The organism is Microbispora amethystogenes (assembly GCF_016863015.1).
Taxonomy (GTDB): Bacteria; Actinomycetota; Actinomycetes; order Streptosporangiales; family Streptosporangiaceae; genus Microbispora; species Microbispora amethystogenes.
This window is the reverse complement of record NZ_BOOB01000024.1, coordinates 140,977-159,155: the sequence shown is the minus strand read 5'-3', so window position 1 is coordinate 159,155 and position 18,179 is coordinate 140,977. Positions and strand designations below refer to the sequence as shown.

Annotated in this window: 17 protein-coding genes; 8 read left to right on the top strand and 9 right to left on the bottom strand. The window is 69.3% G+C overall.

The window, feature by feature from the left end:
* Positions 1–160 precede the first annotated feature (160 nt).
* The 3 genes from Mam01_RS17615 to Mam01_RS36735 all read right to left on the bottom strand — a co-directional run bounded on the left by Mam01_RS17615 (position 161) and on the right by Mam01_RS36735 (position 3,820).
* Complete coding sequence (locus Mam01_RS17615) at positions 161–1,846, bottom strand: serine/threonine-protein kinase (protein WP_239101397.1); 1,686 nt, start codon at positions 1,844–1,846, stop codon at positions 161–163.
* Positions 1,847–1,960: 114 nt separating this feature from the next.
* On the bottom strand, positions 1,961–3,322 hold the full coding sequence (locus Mam01_RS17610; protein WP_239101396.1) for a DUF2075 domain-containing protein: 1,362 nt from the start codon (positions 3,320–3,322) through the stop codon (positions 1,961–1,963).
* Between the two features lie 24 nt (positions 3,323–3,346).
* Positions 3,347–3,820 carry a hypothetical protein gene (locus Mam01_RS36735; protein ID WP_239101395.1) on the bottom strand — a complete coding sequence of 158 codons (474 nt, stop codon included), beginning with the start codon at positions 3,818–3,820 and terminating at the stop codon, positions 3,347–3,349.
* Between the two features lie 480 nt (positions 3,821–4,300).
* Here Mam01_RS36735 and Mam01_RS17605 point away from each other — a divergent pair, with 480 nt between their 5' ends.
* Positions 4,301–4,804: a hypothetical protein gene (locus Mam01_RS17605; protein ID WP_204286400.1), complete on the top strand. Its 504-nt coding sequence runs from the start codon at positions 4,301–4,303 to the stop codon at positions 4,802–4,804.
* Between the two features lie 131 nt (positions 4,805–4,935).
* On the opposite strand, the gene Mam01_RS17600 is transcribed toward Mam01_RS17605, so the two are convergent.
* Positions 4,936–5,154 (bottom strand): hypothetical protein, encoded by a 219-nt coding sequence (locus Mam01_RS17600; protein ID WP_239101394.1) that lies wholly within the window; start codon positions 5,152–5,154, stop codon positions 4,936–4,938.
* Between the two features lie 175 nt (positions 5,155–5,329).
* Between Mam01_RS17600 and Mam01_RS17595 the strand changes: the two genes are divergently transcribed.
* The 3 genes from Mam01_RS17595 to Mam01_RS17585 all read left to right on the top strand — a co-directional run bounded on the left by Mam01_RS17595 (position 5,330) and on the right by Mam01_RS17585 (position 8,227).
* A complete protein-coding gene (locus tag Mam01_RS17595) occupies positions 5,330–6,562 on the top strand; it encodes an NsdA family TPR-like regulatory protein (protein WP_239101393.1) in 1,233 nt (410 codons plus the stop codon).
* Between the two features lie 73 nt (positions 6,563–6,635).
* The gene (locus Mam01_RS17590; RefSeq protein WP_204286399.1) at positions 6,636–7,265 is read left to right on the top strand and encodes a 2'-5' RNA ligase family protein; all 630 of its coding nucleotides are present in this window, start codon (positions 6,636–6,638) and stop codon (positions 7,263–7,265) included.
* Positions 7,266–7,375: 110 nt separating this feature from the next.
* A complete protein-coding gene (locus Mam01_RS17585; RefSeq protein ID WP_239101392.1) occupies positions 7,376–8,227 on the top strand; it encodes a hypothetical protein in 852 nt (283 codons plus the stop codon).
* Between the two features lie 55 nt (positions 8,228–8,282).
* On the opposite strand, the gene Mam01_RS17580 is transcribed toward Mam01_RS17585, so the two are convergent.
* The 3 genes from Mam01_RS17580 to Mam01_RS17570 form a co-directional block, all read right to left on the bottom strand.
* Positions 8,283–8,756: a GNAT family N-acetyltransferase gene (locus tag Mam01_RS17580; RefSeq protein ID WP_239101391.1), complete on the bottom strand. Its 474-nt coding sequence runs from the start codon at positions 8,754–8,756 to the stop codon at positions 8,283–8,285.
* A gap of 283 nt (positions 8,757–9,039) precedes the next feature.
* Complete coding sequence (locus Mam01_RS17575) at positions 9,040–9,243, bottom strand: hypothetical protein (protein WP_204286397.1); 204 nt, start codon at positions 9,241–9,243, stop codon at positions 9,040–9,042.
* A 159-nt stretch (positions 9,244–9,402) separates the two neighbouring features.
* Positions 9,403–9,762 (bottom strand): hypothetical protein, encoded by a 360-nt coding sequence (locus tag Mam01_RS17570; protein WP_204286396.1) that lies wholly within the window; start codon positions 9,760–9,762, stop codon positions 9,403–9,405.
* Between the two features lie 384 nt (positions 9,763–10,146).
* On the opposite strand from Mam01_RS17570, the gene Mam01_RS17565 reads away from it, so the two are divergent.
* Positions 10,147–12,306, top strand: coding sequence for a vWA domain-containing protein (locus Mam01_RS17565; protein WP_239101400.1), 2,160 nt, complete (start codon positions 10,147–10,149; stop codon positions 12,304–12,306).
* Between the two features lie 84 nt (positions 12,307–12,390).
* Here Mam01_RS17565 and Mam01_RS17560 read toward each other — a convergent pair whose 3' ends face one another.
* Entirely contained in the window at positions 12,391–14,238 is a 1,848-nt protein-coding gene (locus tag Mam01_RS17560) for an N-6 DNA methylase (protein WP_204286394.1), read from the bottom strand.
* A 213-nt stretch (positions 14,239–14,451) separates the two neighbouring features.
* On the opposite strand from Mam01_RS17560, the gene Mam01_RS17555 reads away from it, so the two are divergent.
* Both Mam01_RS17555 and Mam01_RS17550 read left to right on the top strand, forming a co-directional pair.
* Positions 14,452–15,117: a DUF4352 domain-containing protein gene (locus Mam01_RS17555; protein WP_204286393.1), complete on the top strand. Its 666-nt coding sequence runs from the start codon at positions 14,452–14,454 to the stop codon at positions 15,115–15,117.
* A 3-nt stretch (positions 15,118–15,120) separates the two neighbouring features.
* Positions 15,121–15,828: an ADP-ribosylglycohydrolase family protein gene (locus Mam01_RS17550; protein ID WP_204286392.1), complete on the top strand. Its 708-nt coding sequence runs from the start codon at positions 15,121–15,123 to the stop codon at positions 15,826–15,828.
* Positions 15,829–15,840: 12 nt separating this feature from the next.
* On the opposite strand, the gene Mam01_RS17545 is transcribed toward Mam01_RS17550, so the two are convergent.
* A complete protein-coding gene (locus Mam01_RS17545; RefSeq protein ID WP_204286391.1) occupies positions 15,841–17,448 on the bottom strand; it encodes an MFS transporter in 1,608 nt (535 codons plus the stop codon).
* Between the two features lie 90 nt (positions 17,449–17,538).
* Between Mam01_RS17545 and Mam01_RS17540 the strand changes: the two genes are divergently transcribed.
* Complete coding sequence (locus Mam01_RS17540) at positions 17,539–18,117, top strand: helix-turn-helix domain-containing protein (RefSeq protein ID WP_204286390.1); 579 nt, start codon at positions 17,539–17,541, stop codon at positions 18,115–18,117.
* Positions 18,118–18,179: the final 62 nt, after the last annotated feature.

The window sequence follows — 18,179 nt, the reverse complement described above, 5'->3', positions numbered from 1 at the left end:
CCACCGCATCGGTCAGGGCCGTCGACGGGGGTGCTCGCGCCGGCCCGGAGCCGGCCTGCGGCCCGGGTATCCGCAGCCCGGCTGTCCATGGCCCAGGGAGTCCGCCGCTCGGTGCCCGCGGTCCCGGTGTCCGTGGCCCGAGGGTCCGCGACCTGAGGGGTCAGCGCGCGGCGGCGAGGCCGTCGAGCAGTTCCCTGACCTTGCCGACGGTCGGATGCTCCACGCCGTACCGCCGTTCCAGGTCGGGCAGCAGGTCACCCAGGGTCCGGCCGGCCCGCACCCGCTCGCCGGCTCCCAGCTCCAGCAGGCCGATGCGGCGCCGCAGCTCCAAGATCCGATCCTCGTCGACCCTCAGCCGCCGCTCGTCGCGCAGCAGCAGGCGCATCTGTTCGAGCGCGAGCGTGGTGTCACCCAGCGCCGCGTGACAGTTGGCCTCCATGAGGCGGAACCGGAGGACCAGGTGGTCGTCCTCGCCCCTCCGCTCGGCGAGGTCGGCCGCCAGCCGCCGGAACTCGGGGGCGGCCCGCCGGTAGTCGCCGCCGAGGAACAGCACGTCCGCGAGCTCGATCCGCAGCTCCAGCCCCTCGTCTCCCCCGGGCTCCACGGACTGTACGGCCTCCGCCAGCAGCTCGGCGGCCTGCCGGTACCGCGACTCCCCCTTGAGCGCGCCGGCGTCCCGCCGCACCCGGCCCACGTCGTGCCCGCCCGGAGGCCGATGCCCGGAGCCCTGCGAAACGGAGCCGTGCGGAGCCATGGCCTGCGCGGCAGGAGCGTACGAGACAGGCCCGTACGAGGCTGGGGCGTGCGGGACGGAGGATGGCGGGACGGGAGCGACGCTTCCGGTGGCGACCGGCCCGTGGTCGGCGTACCCCACGACGGCGTTCCCTGCGGCGTTTCCGGCGGTGTTCCCTGTGACGTTCGGAGAAGTGGCGACCCGGCCGACAACAGCGGCGTACATGCGCACGGGCTGTGCGGCGCCGCCGTCCACGAAGCCCGGCAGGGGCGGCAGCTCACGGCAGAACGGCAGCAGCCGCTCGTAGACCAGGGCGGCGCCGGACGGCCGGTCCTCGGGCTTCTTGGCGAGCAGCCACAGGATCAGCCGTTCGAGCCCCTCCGGGACGTCGGGCCGCAGCGTCCGCACCGGCACCGGCGGCTCGTCCACGTGCCTGCGCATCGAGGCCAGCGGGGTCTCGGCGGCGAACTGGTTCCTCCCGGCGAGCAGCTCGTGCAGGATCACCCCGAGCGCGTAGAGATCGGTCTGCGGGCTGGTGGTGCCGCTCATCGTCTGCTCGGGGGCCATGTATTCGGCCGTTCCGACCACGACGCCGGTGACGGTCAGCCGGGTTGCCGACGGCGAGAGCGCGGCGGCCACCCCGAAGTCGAGCACCTTCACGGTGCCGTCCGGGCAGAGCATCAGGTTGGCGGGCTTGAGGTCGCGGTGCACGAGCGAGTTGGCGTGGGCGACGGCGAGCACCGAGCACACCTGGGCGGCGACCGCCGCGGCCCAGCCGACCGGGATCTCCTCCACCTCGTCGAGCAGGTCGTTCAGCGGGGCGCCCCGGACGAGCTGCATGACCAGATAGAGATCGTCGCCGTCGGTGCCGCAGTCATAGACCGCGGGCACCCCAGGGTGTTCCAGGCTGGCCGTGATCCGCGACTCGCGCACGAAGCGCCTGGTCAGCTCATCGTCCGGCCTTCCGTCCGCCAGGCGGTCGACCCGGATGAACTTGATCGCGATCGGCCGGTCCAGCCGCTTGTCGTAGCCGAACCAGACCTCTCCCATCCCGCCCCTGCGGCGCGAGTTGGGGTCGAGCTCGTACCGGCCACCTATGATCTTCGCCCTCACCACGTCCACATCCCCACGACCCAATGATTTCGCAGTCGCCGTGCCTGGGCCGTCTTGTCGGAGATATCAGCTCAGGCGGCGCAACACGCCGCGAGCGGGGTCCGTGTAAGCGCTTCAGGTCAGGATGTGGCGTGCGAGAAAGTCACGGAGCACGGGGTCGACCGCGTAGATGACGGTCCCGCGCATGCCACGGGTGAGAAGGACCTTGTAGACGTTACGGGCGAGATGGTCGAAATCCGCGTCCGGCACCGCCTTTCGATTCTTGAAGGCCGGATCCCTGTTGGCCTCGCGCACGGTGACCAGCCGTCCGTCGCGCACGCTCAGGTCGGGACCGATGATGACACCCGACCAGTCGTACTCGAAACCTTGGGCGGTGTAGACGCATCCCACCTGGCCGAAGCCGCTCGGCTCGGTCGCCCACAACATGCTGGGCGGCGCGTCGCCCACGGCGCGGTCCTTCTTGACGTTCCAGGGCCGGGACCAGTCGCCGATGACGACGTCGTTCACGAGGGAGTCGTCGGATCGGGGGTCACTCCAGGGCCAGCAGAACCCGGCGGTCATCCGAGCCGTGCCGGGCCTGGCGAGAAGGGCTGCCTCGAGTTCCTGAGGAGAGTGCGCGAGCCGTACCTCGAAGTTCTCGTCACCGGCCCATGGCACCGGGCCGCTGCCTTCGAGTCCGAGCAGGTGGAGGACCCATCGCTCGTACTTGCGGCTACCGCCGCACCGGAACTGCTCGTCGAGGGAGACGCGGTTCACCGCGTAACCACGCGACTGCGCGTACTGCTCGATGGCGTGCACGGTGCCGAGCTCGCCGGGCCGTACGACCTGGTGCTCGTCGAGCAGGAACACCGGCACCCGGGCGGCGGCCATCAGCTCGTCCAACTGGGACCGGCCCGTGCGCTTCGCCGCCGGGGTGAAGCGACTGGTGGATGTCTCGCGGATACGGTGCGCTTCATCGCAGATCAGGACGTCGATGCCGTTCTGCTCCGCGTCGACGAAGCTGTTGAAGTACATGAAGAGGTTCTTGATCCGTGTGCTGCCCCGGCCCGGATAGCGGCGCATGGTCTGGGTGAACGACTGCGAGCCGGTCGCGTGCAGCGCGGTCCGGCCCTGCCGGTAGAGCTCACCGAGCAGCGAGAGGGCGATCACGCTCTTGCCGCTCCCGGGGCCGCCAGTGACGATCACGACCTGTTTGAAGTCGGCGCGGCGAGCCTTGTCGACGGCGCGCATGACCAGTTCGTAGGCGACCTGCTGTTCGTCGAGGAGGGTGAACTGTTCCCGCTCGCGGATCTCGTCGGCGGCGTACGCCATGAGCTGCTTGCTCGGCGCGACCGGGCTGCTCAGCAGTCGGTCGGCGGCTTCGGCACCCGGCTTGTCGGCCAGACGTTCTCTCAGGTAGTTGAGGAAGTCACCACGGCGCTGCTTGGTGAAGAGCCTGCTCCGCTCGTCCCGCACCTGGTCATGCTGCCCGTCCACGTCGAGGTCCATGGCGTTGTGCAGTTAGGCGGCGCCGTGGACAGACCTCGGCCGGTCCTTGAGCACACTCAGGAAGTCGGACATGTACTCGCAGTAGCGCCGGACCTGCTCGGCGGGGTTGAGCAGATCCCTGCCCGGCATGCCGTCCACGATGACCAGGTGATCGCCCTGGTCGGAGGGCTCCGCCCGGCTCCACTGCTTGAGCTCGACGACGACGTAGGAGTCCTCGCCGGTACGCGGGTGCACGCCGGCCAGCACCACGTCGGCGCGCTTGCTGGTCAACGGAAGCTTGTACTCGACCAGCAGCTCTACTTTGCCGAGCCCCGCGTCGGCCAGGTCTCTGGCCAGCGCGGGAAGGCTCCGCTGCCATGATCTGACCTCGGAAGGAGACGGGCCGCGACCGGTGGTCACGCGCAGATGCTCGCTGAGCTGCTCGGCAAGCGCTGCTTCGTTGGGCGAGACGATCAGGCTCTCCACGGACAGCCGTAACGCCGTCACAGGCTTCCCCCAGGCAGCACGAAAGAACTTCGTGCGGGTGGGGGCGTATCCGCTTCGGCGTCAGCCGTACAGACGCGGAAGCCCGTCGGGCCGCATCACATGGTCATCTGGAGGCTAGTGGAGGCGCTTTTCTCGCGACAACCCAGTAGAGATCAGAATCGTAACGGCGCTTCTCTCGTCCAGATTGACCGTCGACCGGACGCGCGGCTTCCGACGGCGCGATCACGACCCGTGCGCTTGTGCCGAGAGACACATCCCGATGTGCCCGGGTTCGGAAGTAGAGAGGTATTTGCCGAAACGACTGCGGCTGCCGCGCCTGCGGTTCACCGGCACGCGGTCGTTTCGCTTCGGGCCGGAGGCAGGAGTTGCGGGGCTCGAGGTCGCACCTGGTTGAAGAGAGCTTCTACCAGGGAGAAGGAAACCACCCCATCACCAAGCACACTTGGCGATCATATGGTCACTCATTGTAATGTCCGGTCCATGGCAACACTCGATCACGAAACCCTCTTGGGGATCGTCCGTAATCGCCCGCTGCTCGCGGTCGCGCTTCTCCGGGCCGCCGCGTTCGTGGGTGAGGATGAGCCGGCTGACGGGGAGGCGATCGTCCTGCGCTTCCCATGGACGCGCCTCGCCAGCGCGGAGGAGCCCGCTCTCGCCGCCCGCTACCGCGAGATCATCGCCGCGGCCCGCCGAACGCGTGCGAACCTCGGAGAGTCCATGTTCGGGGAGATCATCGCCTTCCTGAACGCCCGCATCGAGGAGGGCCTCCACCACACGGACCTGATCGCGCGGAAGGGCGTGCGCGACTGGAGGGCGGAGCGGGACCTGTGGGCGAAGCGGGCTCGCGTGGCGTTCCTGGAGTCCATCCTCCTCGACGATTTCTACCTGGCGGTCGAGGAGCACTCCCAGGCGGAGCACCTGCTGAAGCTGGAGGCCGCCGCGTACAACTGGCACGACGACTACCAGGACGACTGGCACGTCTGAGCCGCCGCAGGGTTCCGGCGCCCCTGGTCACTCGACCAGCGCGGAGGCGAAACGGTGTCCCGATCCCGCGGACGACGCGGTGATCGGGCATCGCGGAAGCCTGGCGGCGCCGGGTGCCGCGGCGGGCGCGATCACCAGGCCGCCCCTTCGGCGATGCCCTCCTGCACGGCGATCGCCTGGCACAACGCCACCAGGTCGTCGCCGTCGACCGTCCGGTTCGCGCCCGCCTCCTCCACCGCTGCAGGGAACGGCCGCTGCCGCGTCGCCCACAACCGCCCCGCGTCGCTCCGCATGATCCGCCACCCCGCGAACACCGGACGCCCGGCGGCAGCACCCCTACTCTCTGTCATGGGTCAGGACCACCATCCTGATCAAGGGGTCCGTACGGTGTTCCTGCACCTGCGGACCCCGCTTGTGTGCGTCTTCACCTCCAGATACAACAGTGCGTAACACTCTCATCACAGATGTTGATGAGGGACACTTGGGGCGGTCAGAAAGCCCCGCTCTGACGAGAAGGTGCACGCGATGGACGCCGAACTCCTCCCGTGGGCCGTACGGCTACGCGCCGAGCGGCGCAGGCGACTCTGGAGTCAGAAGGAGATGGCCCGCCGTCTCGTCGAGGCCGCCGACGACGAGACACGCAAGTGCCTGCCTGTCCGGGAGACGATCATCCGCCGGATCAAGGCATACGAGGCCGGCCACAACCAACCGCGCGATCCGTACCGGCTGCTGTACACCCGCGTATTCGACATCAGCGAAGCCGAGTTGTTCGACATGCCACAGACGCCGTCCCGCCCGGCTCTTGACGATGTACTCGCCAGACTGCCTGACAGTGACACCCTCACATCGCGCCTGCCTCGGACCGGACGGCGCATCGGAATGAGCACGATCGCCGACCTGTCCGCGGCGGTTCATCGTCTGCGGCTGGCTGACGACATGCTGGCAGGCGGCGACCTTCTGCAGCCCGCGTTCCGCGAACTCGACGCCGCAACACGGCTCTACCGCGAAGCCACCTATTCCGAGAACACGGGACGCGCACTGCTCTGCAGGATAGGTGAGTTCGCCCAGATCACCGGGTGGGTCGCCAGCGATGCGGGGCACCACGAGCAGGCGGCGAAAACCTATCGCCTCGGCATATGGGCCGCTCAGGGGGCCGGTGACGGCACCCTGCAATCGAATCTCCTCGGTTCCCTCGCCTACCAGATCACGAACGTCGGCGATCCTAATGAGGGGGTGACACTCGCCCACGCGGCGGTTGATGCGGCCGGACCGCATGCGCCGGCACGGGCGCGCGCCCTCGCCTGGGATCGAGTTGCCTGGGCACATGTCCAGGTCGGGGAAGCCGACGCGGCCATGCGAGCGCTGGGCCAGGCCGGCGCGGCCCTGGCAGATCACAGTGACGAGGATGAGCCCGCCTACCTGTACTGGGTGAACGCGCACGAACTGCAGATCATGGAGGCGCGCGCCTACACGGAACTACGGCGACCACTTCGCGCGGTGCCGCTGCTTACCGACGTACTACACCATTACGACGCCACCCACGCCCGCGAGCTCGCTCTGTACCTCTCCTGGCTCGCCGTCGCCCTCGCCGACGCCAACGAACCGGAGGAGGCCGCACGTACGGCATTGCGGATGTTCGACCTGTCGAAGGACCTCGCCAGCGACCGAACCGTGCGTCGTCATCGCGTCGTCCTCGACCGGCTTGCGCCGTACCGAGACGTGCCCCACGTGCGAGAAGTGATCGAACAGTGCCGATGAAGAGCCGGAATCACGCCGAGAAGGGCCAAGGCGTTCCGTTCCCGTAGCCGACCGCCCCTGCGAGGATGATTTCGTGACGGACTCCGACGAGCGGACGCGCAGTCACTGGTGGTGGCGCCCGGGCTGGCGGCAGGGCCGCTCATCCTACACCTGGCACTTCCTCGTCGGCGATCACCCTGGCCTGAGGGAGTTCGCTGCCCGGCTACGCCCCTATCTCGACGAGGCGGGCGTTTACGATCCCATTCCCTTCCAGTGGTTGCACATGACCCTGCAAGACGTGGGATTCACCGATGAGGTGAGCGACGAGGACCTTACCGCGATCAGTACGGCGGTAGCCGAGCGTGTCGCCTCTCTCCCTCCCATCTCGGTCGAGTTGGGCCCAGCGGTCGTCGGCACCGAAGGCGTGTATCTGCCGGTTCGGCCGGCCGAGCCCGTAGCCGCCGTTCGCCGGGGCATCCGCGAGAGCATCGCGAGAGTCCGGGGTAACGACCACGTGCCCGGGACCGGAGACGGCTTCCACCCGCACGTCGGCCTCGCCTACGCCAATAGTTCCGGCACTCCCCTGGCTCCAATCCGGGAGGCCCTGAGCCGGCATGCCGAGATCGTGCCCATCACCCTTACGCGCGTCTCACTGATCGACCTCAATCGGGACGAGGGCATGTACGAATGGACGCTCGTCACGGCCCCGCCCCTCGGTGGTTGACCTTGCGAGATCGACCAGGTGCGATCTTAGGGAATCGTATCGTCACTTTGAGTGATTGCGTTGTAGCGTTACGTGTCATGCCATCCCCCCTGCACGACACACTGAACTTGATGTTCCAGAACCGGCCGCGACTCGCGGTGGAGATGCTGCGCGATCATTTGGGCGTGGACATGCCCGACGGGCTGCCAGTCCAACTGGTGGGCAACGAGCTCAACGACCGCCCGTCCCTGGATCTGCGTCCCGACACGGTGATCATCATCGGGCCCCTGCGCTCCCCCGCCCACGCAATCATCGTGGAGATCCAGCGCACGAAGGAGGAGGAAAAGCGGCGGCAGCTGCCGCGGTACGTCGCAGCGCTGTGGCTACAGCTTGACTGCGAGGTCACGATGCTGATGATCTGTCCCAACGCCGACACCGCCGCCTGGGCGGCCGAGCCGATCACCACCAAGCTGCCCGGCACCACCCTCACCTGCCAGGTGATCGGCCCCGAACAGATCCCCCCTGTGACCGATCCGGCCGAGGCGGCGACGCATCCGGAGATGGCCGCGCTGTCGGTGATGACCCACGGAGACCACGTTCCGGTGGTGGAGGCGTTCATGGCCGCGCTGCAACACCTCCCCGACGAACACGCTCCGCAATATTATGAGTACGCATACCGCATGGACTCACTGACTGCCCGACACATGATGGAGAAGCTCATGGAATCAACCGCCTGGCCGGTCTACAGCCCCTTCGCTCGCAAGCACTACGGCAAAGGCCTGGAGGCCGGCTGCGCGAGGGGCGAGGCGAGGGCGGTGCTGACCTTCCTGCAGGTGCGTGGCATTCCCGTCTCCGACGCCGATCGCACCCGGATCACCAACTGCACGGACCTGGCCAGGCTCGACGAATGGACACGACGCGCTGCCACCGCCACCTGCGCCGCCGACCTGTTCACCGACGAGCCCGAACAGCCAGCCGGATAAGTCTCCAGGCTCCGAGGCAGCATCCTGGGAGCGTCGGAGCCAAACGCGTAACCCATCACATGGCCGGAGGCCGCAGGCCGAGCCACTGCTCGGCGTCCCAGGCCAGGAACCGCTCGACCTCGGTGAACCCCAGCTTTGCCGCGAGGCGCATCGAGGCGATGTTGGCGGTCCGGGTGGTGAGCACCACCGGCTCGCCGGGAAGGACTCCGTCGAACCAGTCGAGAGCCGCCGCGCACGCCTCGGCGGCGTACCCGCGCCCCCAGGCCTTCGGCAGGAACAGGTAACCAAGATCGGCCTTCCCAACGGCAGCCGGGCGACGGTGCCCGACTGCTCTCCTGAGCAGGGTCTGGCCGATCATCGCCCCGCCGAGTTCGACGACGAAACTTCCGGGCCATCGCTCGGGCACCTCGTGCGTCTCACACTCAAGCTCGTCACGCGGGCGGGGACCGCCGAGGTAGGTGTGCACCTCTGGCGAGGCGAGCAGCTCGATGAACGTCGTACGGTCCCGCGCCTCGGGCTCACGGAGCACGAGCCGCTCGGTCCGAATCAGCTCAGGCGGCCAAGCCACATGCCCTAGATCTGACATGCGGGCAAGCTAACAACCCTGTAAGACGACGTTCAACGCGGGTGTGAACGCGTGGCTCATCGGCCGAGCTATGAGCGCGGCTGTGAGAACAATCCCGACTCGGTCTCGACGAGGACGCCGCAGTGGCAAGATCTGCTGGTAGGCGGGGCGGTCGGGGACAGCCGACGGCGCGGCCAGTTCGGCGGGGGTGATGTCCTTCTCGCCGAGAAAGCCGGGCCGACCGGGATCACATGTGTCCGGTGCCGATGCAGCCGGGGCACGGCGTCCAACCACGGGTTCGTGCTTCCGCTGCGGGCATCCGAAGGACGTTGTGCAAGCGGTTGCCCTGGCTCTCGCTGCCGAGCCGGCCCGCCAGCCACAACGGGCACTCCTCGCTGGCGTGGTAACGGTCGCTGCCCTTCGTGGTGATCACCTCGGGAAAGTCTGACATGGCCGCACTCCTTTCCCGAGTCGTGTGCCGAGCGAGCAGTGTCGTGCCCCACCCACCAACCTTGCTGGTCAGGCGATCGCCGCGCGTTCCGGCAGACGCACCACGGCACATCGGCTGTCACTCGCACTATGACCGCTGCCGAGCCGAGCCGCTACCGGTTCAGAGGGGAACGGCCCGCAGCAACGGCATGAACTGGGCGACGTCGTTACGGTTGCCACCGGTCAGGCTGAGCGCGAGAGAGACGCCGTTCCCGTCGGCGATGACGTGGTGCTTTGGGGCGCGCCTTCGCGCGGCCGACCGGCCTGGGACCCGTCTTGGGCCGCTCTTCAGCGCCCGCACGAGGGAGCTGTCGATCACCGCCTCGGACCAGTCCAGCTTGCCCGCGGCGTATAACTCGGCCAGCAGCAGTTCGTGCGGCTTCTGCCACACTCCGGCCTGATGCCAATCCCGCAACCTGCGCCGGCAGGTCATCCCCGAACCGAAGCCCAGCTCCTGGGACGGGACCGACAATAACGACATAACCGCAATTCAGACGATCCAGCGGCCGGGAAACGGCCGTTCTTTTTTGAGCGGCAAACCGCGACCACTATTTCACCGGGCATACCCGAAGAAGATCACAGCGAGGATCATCATCTGTAGACCCTCTTGCCGGTGTGGAGTGGCCTACTGTGGCCAGTCGGGAACTTTCCGTGAGTGGCCTATTTACAGCTATTAGCCGACCGGTCACCATATGACCGTGGCCACACCCCCTCATTGATCAGCGGCTGGTGCGAATTGGTATCCGCTCGCGCCGACACACGAGGAGAGGACGTTCCGGGCGGCGCAATCACAGAGATTTGCACGGCCAGTGATCCCGAATTCGTTGTGGCATAACGCCGCATCAGAAGGAATGACACCGTGAGAATGACGCGAGGAGTCCGGGCCGCCGTGTGCGCGGTCGTGACCGGTGCGATGCTGGTGGCCGGGGTAGGGACGGCGTCCGCCGCGCCCGGGGTCACCCCGGCGGACGTGACGCTGAAACTGGGTCCGGGCGGGTCGACGACGATCGCCAAGACCGTGTCCACTCCGGCGATCCCGCCCAAGCCGGATATCACGTTCCTGATCGACACGACTGGGAGCATGGGCGGGGTCATCTCGAACGTGCGGACCAACGCGAACACCATCTTGTCCAACGTCGCTTCGGCGCAGCCGGACGCGCAGTTCGCGGTCGCCGAGTACAAGGACGCGGGAGACGCGACGCCGTTCCGGGTCGCGCAGAACCTCACCGCCAACCAGAGCGACGTCACCAACGGCATCAACTCGCTGGCCGCGTCGGGCGGCGGCGACTACCCCGAGGACGGCATCAACGGGCTGTTCCAGGTCGCGTCCGGTGCGGTCGCCTTCCGGCCGAACAGCACGCGGATCGTGTTGCTGATCGGGGACGCCCCCAGCCATGACCCCAGCAACGGCCACACACTGGCCGACGCGATCAGCGCCCTGCAGGCGGCCGACATCACCGTGCTCGCGTTCGACCTGTCCGGGCTGAACTCGACCGGGCAGGCGACCGCGATCACCAACGCCACGGGCGGTCAGCTGTTCTCCGGCCTCAACGCCTCCGAGGTCAGCGACACCATCCTGACGGCCCTGCACAACCTGCCGGTCACGGTCACCCACCAGCTGCGCGACTGCGATCCGAACCTGTCGGTGTCCCTGACCCCGGGCAGCCGGACGGTGACCAGCGGCGATGACGCCACCTTCACCGAGACCGTCTCCGTCGGCGCCGGAGCCGTGCCGGGAAGCACCATCACCTGCAAGGTGGACTTCCTGCTCAACGGCGTCCTGTCCCCCGGCTTCACCGAAACGATCACCGAGCAGGTGCCGAAGGCGACCCCGTCGATCGCCACGACGCCGTCGGGCCAGGTGCCCGCGGGCGGGAACGTCTCCGACACGGCGACCCTGTCCGGCGGCTACCACCCCACGGGCACCGTCACGTTCCAGCTGTACGGCCCGGGCGACACCACCTGCACGACGCCCATCGCGACGCGTACCGGGACGGTGTCGGGCAGCGGCACCGCCGCGTCCGGGAACATCGCCGCGGGCGGCGTGGGCACCTACCGCTGGGTGGCCTCCTACAGCGGCGACGCCGCCAACAACCCGGTCACCTCCCCGTGCGGCGACGAGCAGGTCGTGGTCGTCAAGGCCACCCCGGGCATCGCCACCACCCCGTCGGGGTCCGTGCCGGCCGGCGGCGTCGTGTCCGACACCGCCACCGTCTCCGGCGGGTACCACCCCACCGGCACCGTTACATTCCAGCTGTACGGCCCGGGCGACACCGCCTGCACGACGCCGATCGCCACTCGCAGCAGCACGCTGTCCGGCAGCGGCACCGCCGCGTCCGGCGACGTGACCATCGGCGCGGCCGGCACCTACCGGTGGACCGCCACCTACAGCGGCAACGCCGACAACAACTCCGTCACCTCACCGTGCAGCGACGAACAGGTCACCGTCACGCCGCAGCGGCTGACCGGACGGGCCTACGGCCTGACCGCGAGCGCCGCCCTGGCCGGCATCCAACTGGTCAACATCGCACCCGTTCCCGACACCGGCCACATCTCCACGACCTCGACCAGTGCCACCTCGGTGCCCTGTACGGCCACCCTCAGCGGACTGATCAGCGCGCACGCTCTGTGCGCCAAGGTCGCGACCACCGAATTCCCCGGCAAGTCCGTGGCGACCGCCTCCATCGACGACACCACCATCGGGATCACCGGCATCCCGGTGATCACCGTCAAGACCGTCAACTCCAGCTCCACGACCACCTGCGCCGGATCCACCGGGACCACCACGATCGCCTTCCTCAAGGTCGGCGGCACGGTGGTCATCGCGGAACCCACCACCATCCAGCCCAACACCGCGATCGACGTCGGCGTCGTCAAGCTCGTCCTCAACGAGCAGAAGTCGTTCTCCACCCCCGACAAGGGCCTGACCGTCAACGCCGTCCACGTCACCGTCGACGCGCTCGGCCTGGCCAAGACGAACGTCGTCCTGGCCTCCTCCGAAAGCGACATCGGCAACTGCCCGTAACCCCAACCCAACCGATCGATCCCGAGGCCGGGCGGACACCACGGATCCGCCCGGCCTCGGCCGGCTTTAGGCATCCCGGAGTTCCTATTCCGGCGGGCTGAGCTCGCCCTTGCCGAAACCCTTGACGATGGACGCGACGGCGGCGCGACCGGCGGCGCCGATGTCGCGAAGCTCGTCTTCGAACTCGAAGACCCTGCGGAACGTCTCGCCGTACCGCCGCTGCTCCTCGACGGGGATGCGCGGGACCTGCACGCGGCGCGGGTCGAACCGGCTGATGCTCGACTGGGTGCCACCGGGTGACGGCGTGGAGAGCGCTCTGAGGAACCCCGCGAGGAAGTACGCGTCGATGCGCTGCGGGTCGGGCCGCAGGAGGGTGAGCCGGGGGCCGAGCACGATGCCCTTGTCCGAGACGACCCGTACGGCGAGCTCCCCCGCGCGGGCGGCCACGACGACGTCGCCCGGTTCCGTGACGACCCGGTCGTCCGGCTGGGTGCGGGCCTGCGGCGCGGCGCCGGAGAAGAGGTCCTGGTCAGTGAGGACGAGATCGCCGGAACCGGTGATGTCGTAGCGCCCCGAGCTGAGCACCTTGATCGCCCCGGCCCGCTCCGTCTCGGCGAGATCGACCGTGGGCATCGTCCTCGCCGGGACGGCGACGACGTCGGGGATCATCGCCGACAGCCGGTCGAGGCGTTCGAGAAGCCGCTCGCGCACCGCCGGGAACTGCTGCGCCGGGGCCTGGTCGTCCGCGCTCACGTGCCGGCCGGGGGTGAGGTCGACGTTCTCGTCCATCAACTCGATGATGGGGACCGTACGCGCCGGGCCCGTCCGTGCGTCCGGATCCGGGGCCGTACGCGTCTCGTGCCAGCGGCGCGCGACCTCCTCGAACGTCTCCGGCTCGGCCTCCGCCAGGAAGACGTGGGACGGCACGGGGTCGTGGCCGGACGGCTTGCGCAGCACCCACAGGTGCAGGGGAAGGCCCGTGCCCACGCCCATCCGGGACGGCAGGCCGATGACCGCCTGCAGCGCCCCCTGACGCATGAGACTGCTCCTGATCCGCCGGCCGGACCGGCGGTTGGCGGCCACGGCGGGCATCAGCAGGACGGCGACGCCGCCGGGTTTCAGGTGCGCCAGGGCGTGCTGCACCCAGGCGAGCTCCGACTCGGCCTTCGGCGGCAGCCCGTACTCCCAGCGGGGATCGCTGACCAGCTCGTCGTACCCCCAGTTGCGTTCGTTGAACGGCGGGTGGCACAGCACCGCGTCCACGGCGAGGCCGGGCCAGGAGTCGCGGCGCAGCGAGTCACCGGTGCGTACGGCTCCCTCGATGCCCGCGAGGGCCAGCCGCGTGCGGGCGAGGCGCGCGACGGTGTCGTCCGCCTCCTGGCCGTGGGCCTGGTCGAGGTGGCCGAGCGTGGTCAGCAGCGTGCCGAGACCGCAGGCGGGGTCGAGGACCGACCGGACGCCCGGACCGGCCAGGTCCGCCATGAACCGCGCGATCTCCGGCGGGGTCTCGAACAGGCGGCGGGAGTGGACCTCGGCGTAGCGGTCGAGCAGGAACCGCGCCGCCTCGGCGCTCCCCTGCTCCTCGGCGAGTTCCTGGAGGAGCCGCCAGGCCGGGGCCGCGACGAGACGCCGTCTGCCCTGCCCCAGCAGCAGCTCGGCGGCCTCGGCGACCACCGCGCCCAGATGCAGGTCGTCGGCGGCGTTCCTGATCTGCTGCCAGGCCCGCTCCCGGAGCGGGACCTCGGCGACCTTGCCCTGGCCGAGCAGCCACTCCTCCACCGCTTCGAGGGAGAACGTGGGGCTGGTCGCGGTGCCGCCGACGGGCGTGGGGAAGTCCGCGTACCGCCGCCGCCAGTTGCTCACCGCCGCACGGCCGACGCCCACCATCCGGGCGATGTCGGCCGCGGTGACGGTCGCCTCGTCCCCCGCCATCGTCGGCCTCCTCCGGCTCGTGCTGGCATGACCAGCGTGTACGGCATTCACAGTGTAGCCGCACACCCTGTTCGGGAGGCCACCAGCGCGGGTCGACGCGCACCGACCCTGCAAGTCATAGCTATGGAACCGGCTATTTAATTGTGTGTGCGGTTCACAGTGTGTTGTACTTACGCCTGCCAGCGTTCACACCACCGATGAAGAAGGCCTCCCATGCACACCAGCCCCCAGCAGCCGCCCTACCCCCAGACCGTCGTGGTGCGGAAGAAGGGCGGCGGCTGCCTCAAAGCCCTGCTGATCGGCGGAGCCGTACTCGTGGGCCTGATCGTCCTCGGCACGCTCCTCGGCGGCGGCGCAAAGGACGACACGAGCGCGAAGCCGGCCGACTCCGCCGAGCACACCGGTCAGGCCGCCAAGCCGAAGAACCCCCAGACCGACGAGCCGGAGCAGCCCCAGGACGAGCCGGAGCAGCCTCAGGCCCCCGGCCTCGGAGACGTGGTCAAGGACGGCAAGTTCGCCTTCAAGGTCACCAAGGTCGAGAAGGGCCTGTCCCAGGTCGGCGAGGGCTTCACGATCTCCAGGGCACAAGGCCAGTACGTCCTCGTCCACCTGACCGTGAAGAACATCGGCGACGAGGCGCAGATGTTCAGCGACTCGGAGCAGAAGCTCGTCGACGCCAGCGGCCGCACCTTCGACGCCGACTCCGGAGCCGCCGCGCTCGGGCTCAAGGACTCGAACGCGTTCCTCAACAACATCAACCCCGGCAACAGCGTGAAGGGGATCCTGCTGTTCGACGTGCCGAAGAACCTGACCCTCAGGTCGGTCGAACTGCGCGACTCGATCTTCTCCGACGGCGTGACCGTCTCCCTGGCCCGGTGAGCCATGGGGTACTACTCGCGGTTCATGGGCTGCGTGCTCGGCGGCGCCGTCGGAGACGCCCTGGGCAGACCGGTCGAGTTCACGCCGCTCGCGGGGATCCGTGACGCGTACGGGCCGGACGGGCTGCGCCGGAAGGGCTGCGGGTCGGTCATGCGCTCCGCGCCCTTCGGACTGTCGGTGTTCGACCCGTTCGAGACGGCGGGCCGCTGTTCCTACCTCACCCACGGCCACCCGACGGCGTCGCTGTCGGCCGGCGCGTTCGCCTCGATCATCCACGACCTGGTCCGCGGCGACTCCCAGAAGCGGGCCGTACGGCGGGCGCTCGACCGCCTCGCCGGTTACCCCGGGCACGAGGAGACCGCCGACGCGCTGCGCGCCGCCGTCCACCTGGCCGCGGGGTCACGGCCCACCGCGGAGAAGGTCGAGTCGCTCGGCACCGGATGGGTCGCGGAGGAGGCGCTCGCCATCGCCGTCTACTGCGCGCTGGCCGAACCCGACCCCCGCGATGCCCTCCTCCTCGCGGTCAACGACTCCGGCGACTCCGACACCACCGGCGCCGTCTGCGGCAACATCCTGGGCGCCCGGCACGGCCTGCGGGCGCTGCCGGCCGACTGGCTCGACGCCGTCGAGGGCCGCATCGTGGAGCTCACCTTCGACCTCATGGCCGACCCCGCTCTCCCCAACAACTGGGCCGACCGTTACCCCTCCTGACCAGCCCGCCGATCACCGGGCGACCGGCTGCGGTTCGGTGACGGGTCCGGTGCTCCCGGCGTCCCCGGCCGCCGTGGAGGCGGCGTTCTCCGGGCCGCGCAGGGCGACATAGACGAACAGGGCACCCATGACGGCGACGCCTGCCCACATGGCCTGCTGCCAGCCGTCGACGAAGGACTGCTGGGCGGCGTGGATCAGATTCCGCGCGTACGAGCCGGCGCCGCCGGCCGCCTCGACGGCGTTGGCGATGCCTTCCCGGGCCGTCCTCGCGGCCTCCGGAGGGATGCCACCCAGCCTGTCGTCGACGGCGCCTCGGTAGCCGGCGGACAGCAGCGCGCCGAGCAGGGCGACGCCGAGAGCGGTGCCGAACTCACGGGTGACGTCGTTGAGCGCGGAGGCGACGCCCTGCTTCTCGCGCGGCAGTGAGCCGGTGATGGCCTCGGTGGAGGGCGTCATCGACAGGCCCATCCCGACGCCCATGGCGAGCATGCCGGGCAGGATGGCCGGGTAGCCCCCGTCGACGGAGACGAAGAGGGCCATGAGAGCGAGCCCGCCGCCGCCCAGCGCGACGCCCGCGGCCATGGTCGAACGGGAGCCGATGCGTACGGCCAGCTTGGGGGCGAGACCGGAGGCCGCCATCATCGTCACGGCCATGGGCATCAGAGCCAGCGTGGACAGCAACCCCGGCCAGCCGAGGACGGCCTGGAGGAACGGGAAGAGGACCACGGCGATGCCCGCCTGGACGCCGAAGACCACCAGCAGTGTGATCGACCCACCGGCCAGACCACGCTCGCGGAACAGGCGCACGTCCAGCAGCGAGGCGTCCCGGCGGCGTACCTCCCAGGCCACGAAGCCGACGGCGGCGACGAGGCCGGCGGCGAGGCCGACCAGTGTCTCGGGCGCGGTCCAGCCGCGCTCGGGGCCCTCCTGCAGAGCGAAGATGAGCCCGGCGACGGCGACCACGGACACGAGCGCGCCGACGGAGTCGAAGCCGTGGGCGGACCTCTCACGGGAGTCGGGGACCGACTTCAGCGTCATGGCCAGGGCCACGACGACCAGGACCACGGGCAGGACGAACAGCAGGCGCCAGTCGGCGACGTCGACCAGGAGCGCCGAGAGGAACATGCCCAGGATGCCGCCCCCTCCGGCGACGCCGGTCCACACGCCGATCGCCGCGCCACGTTCCTCCTCGGGGAAGGTGGAGGTGATGACGGCGAGAGTCACGGGCATGACCATCGCGGCGCCGACCCCGCTCGCCGCACGCGCGGCGAGCATCACCTCGGCCGTCGGAGCCAGGCCCGCCGCGATGTTCGCGATGCCGAAGACACTCAGACCGGCGACCAGCATGGGCTTGCGGCCCAGCCGGTCGCCGATAGCGCCGAGCGGCAGCAGCAGCGCGGCCAGGGCCAGGGTGTAGATGTTGATGACCCACAAGATCGTGCCCTGCGAGGCGCCGAACTCGACGGCCAGGTGCGTCTGGGCGACGTTGAGTCCGGACACCGACGCGATGACGGCCATCAGCGCGATGGAGACGGCGATCAGAACGGTGCGCAGCTGACGCGCGTCCAGTGCGGCTCCGCCACCTCCGGCCGCCACCTGTGCGGGCTGGTTCGTACTCATGTGTTCCTCTCTCACTTCCAGATACGGGTCGCAGTGGGACCCGCTGCGCACACTAGGCCGCCGTTGCGACAGGGGCATAGGATGTTGCGCATGGAGCAAGAAAGTGGGGACCTGGACAGCCTCGTACGCAAACGCCTCCGCGCCCTGCGGGTCGCGCAGGGCTGGTCCCTGGAAGAACTGGCCACCCGGGCCAACCTCAGCCAGTCGTCACTGAGCCGCATCGAGAACGGCCAGCGTCGCCTCGCCCTGGACCAGCTCGTCACCCTCGCCCGCGCCCTGGACACCACTCTCGACCAGCTCGTCGAGACCGCCGCCGACGACGTCGTCACCAGCCCGATGATCGACGGCGCCCACGGCCTGATGCGCTGGCCGGTGAAGAGCGACCCCGGCATGAGCGTCGTACGCCAGCGCATGGTCGAGCCACCGCCCGACAACCCCTCCCGCATGCGCGCCCACCCCGGCCGGGAATGGCTGGTCGTGCTCTCCGGCACCGCGATCCTCATGCTGGGCCACCGGCGACTGCGTCTCGAGACCAACCAGGCCGCCGAGTTTCCCACGATGATGCCGCACGCCATCGGCGCCGAAGGCGGACCGTGCGAGATCATCGGCATCTTCGACCGCGACGCCCGCCGCGGCCACCAGCGCGACACCCCCGGCGTCGGCGACTGAACTCACCACAGCGACCTTGGCTTTTGGGCATCGCGCAAGCAAGACAGCTAACCCGGAGCCTG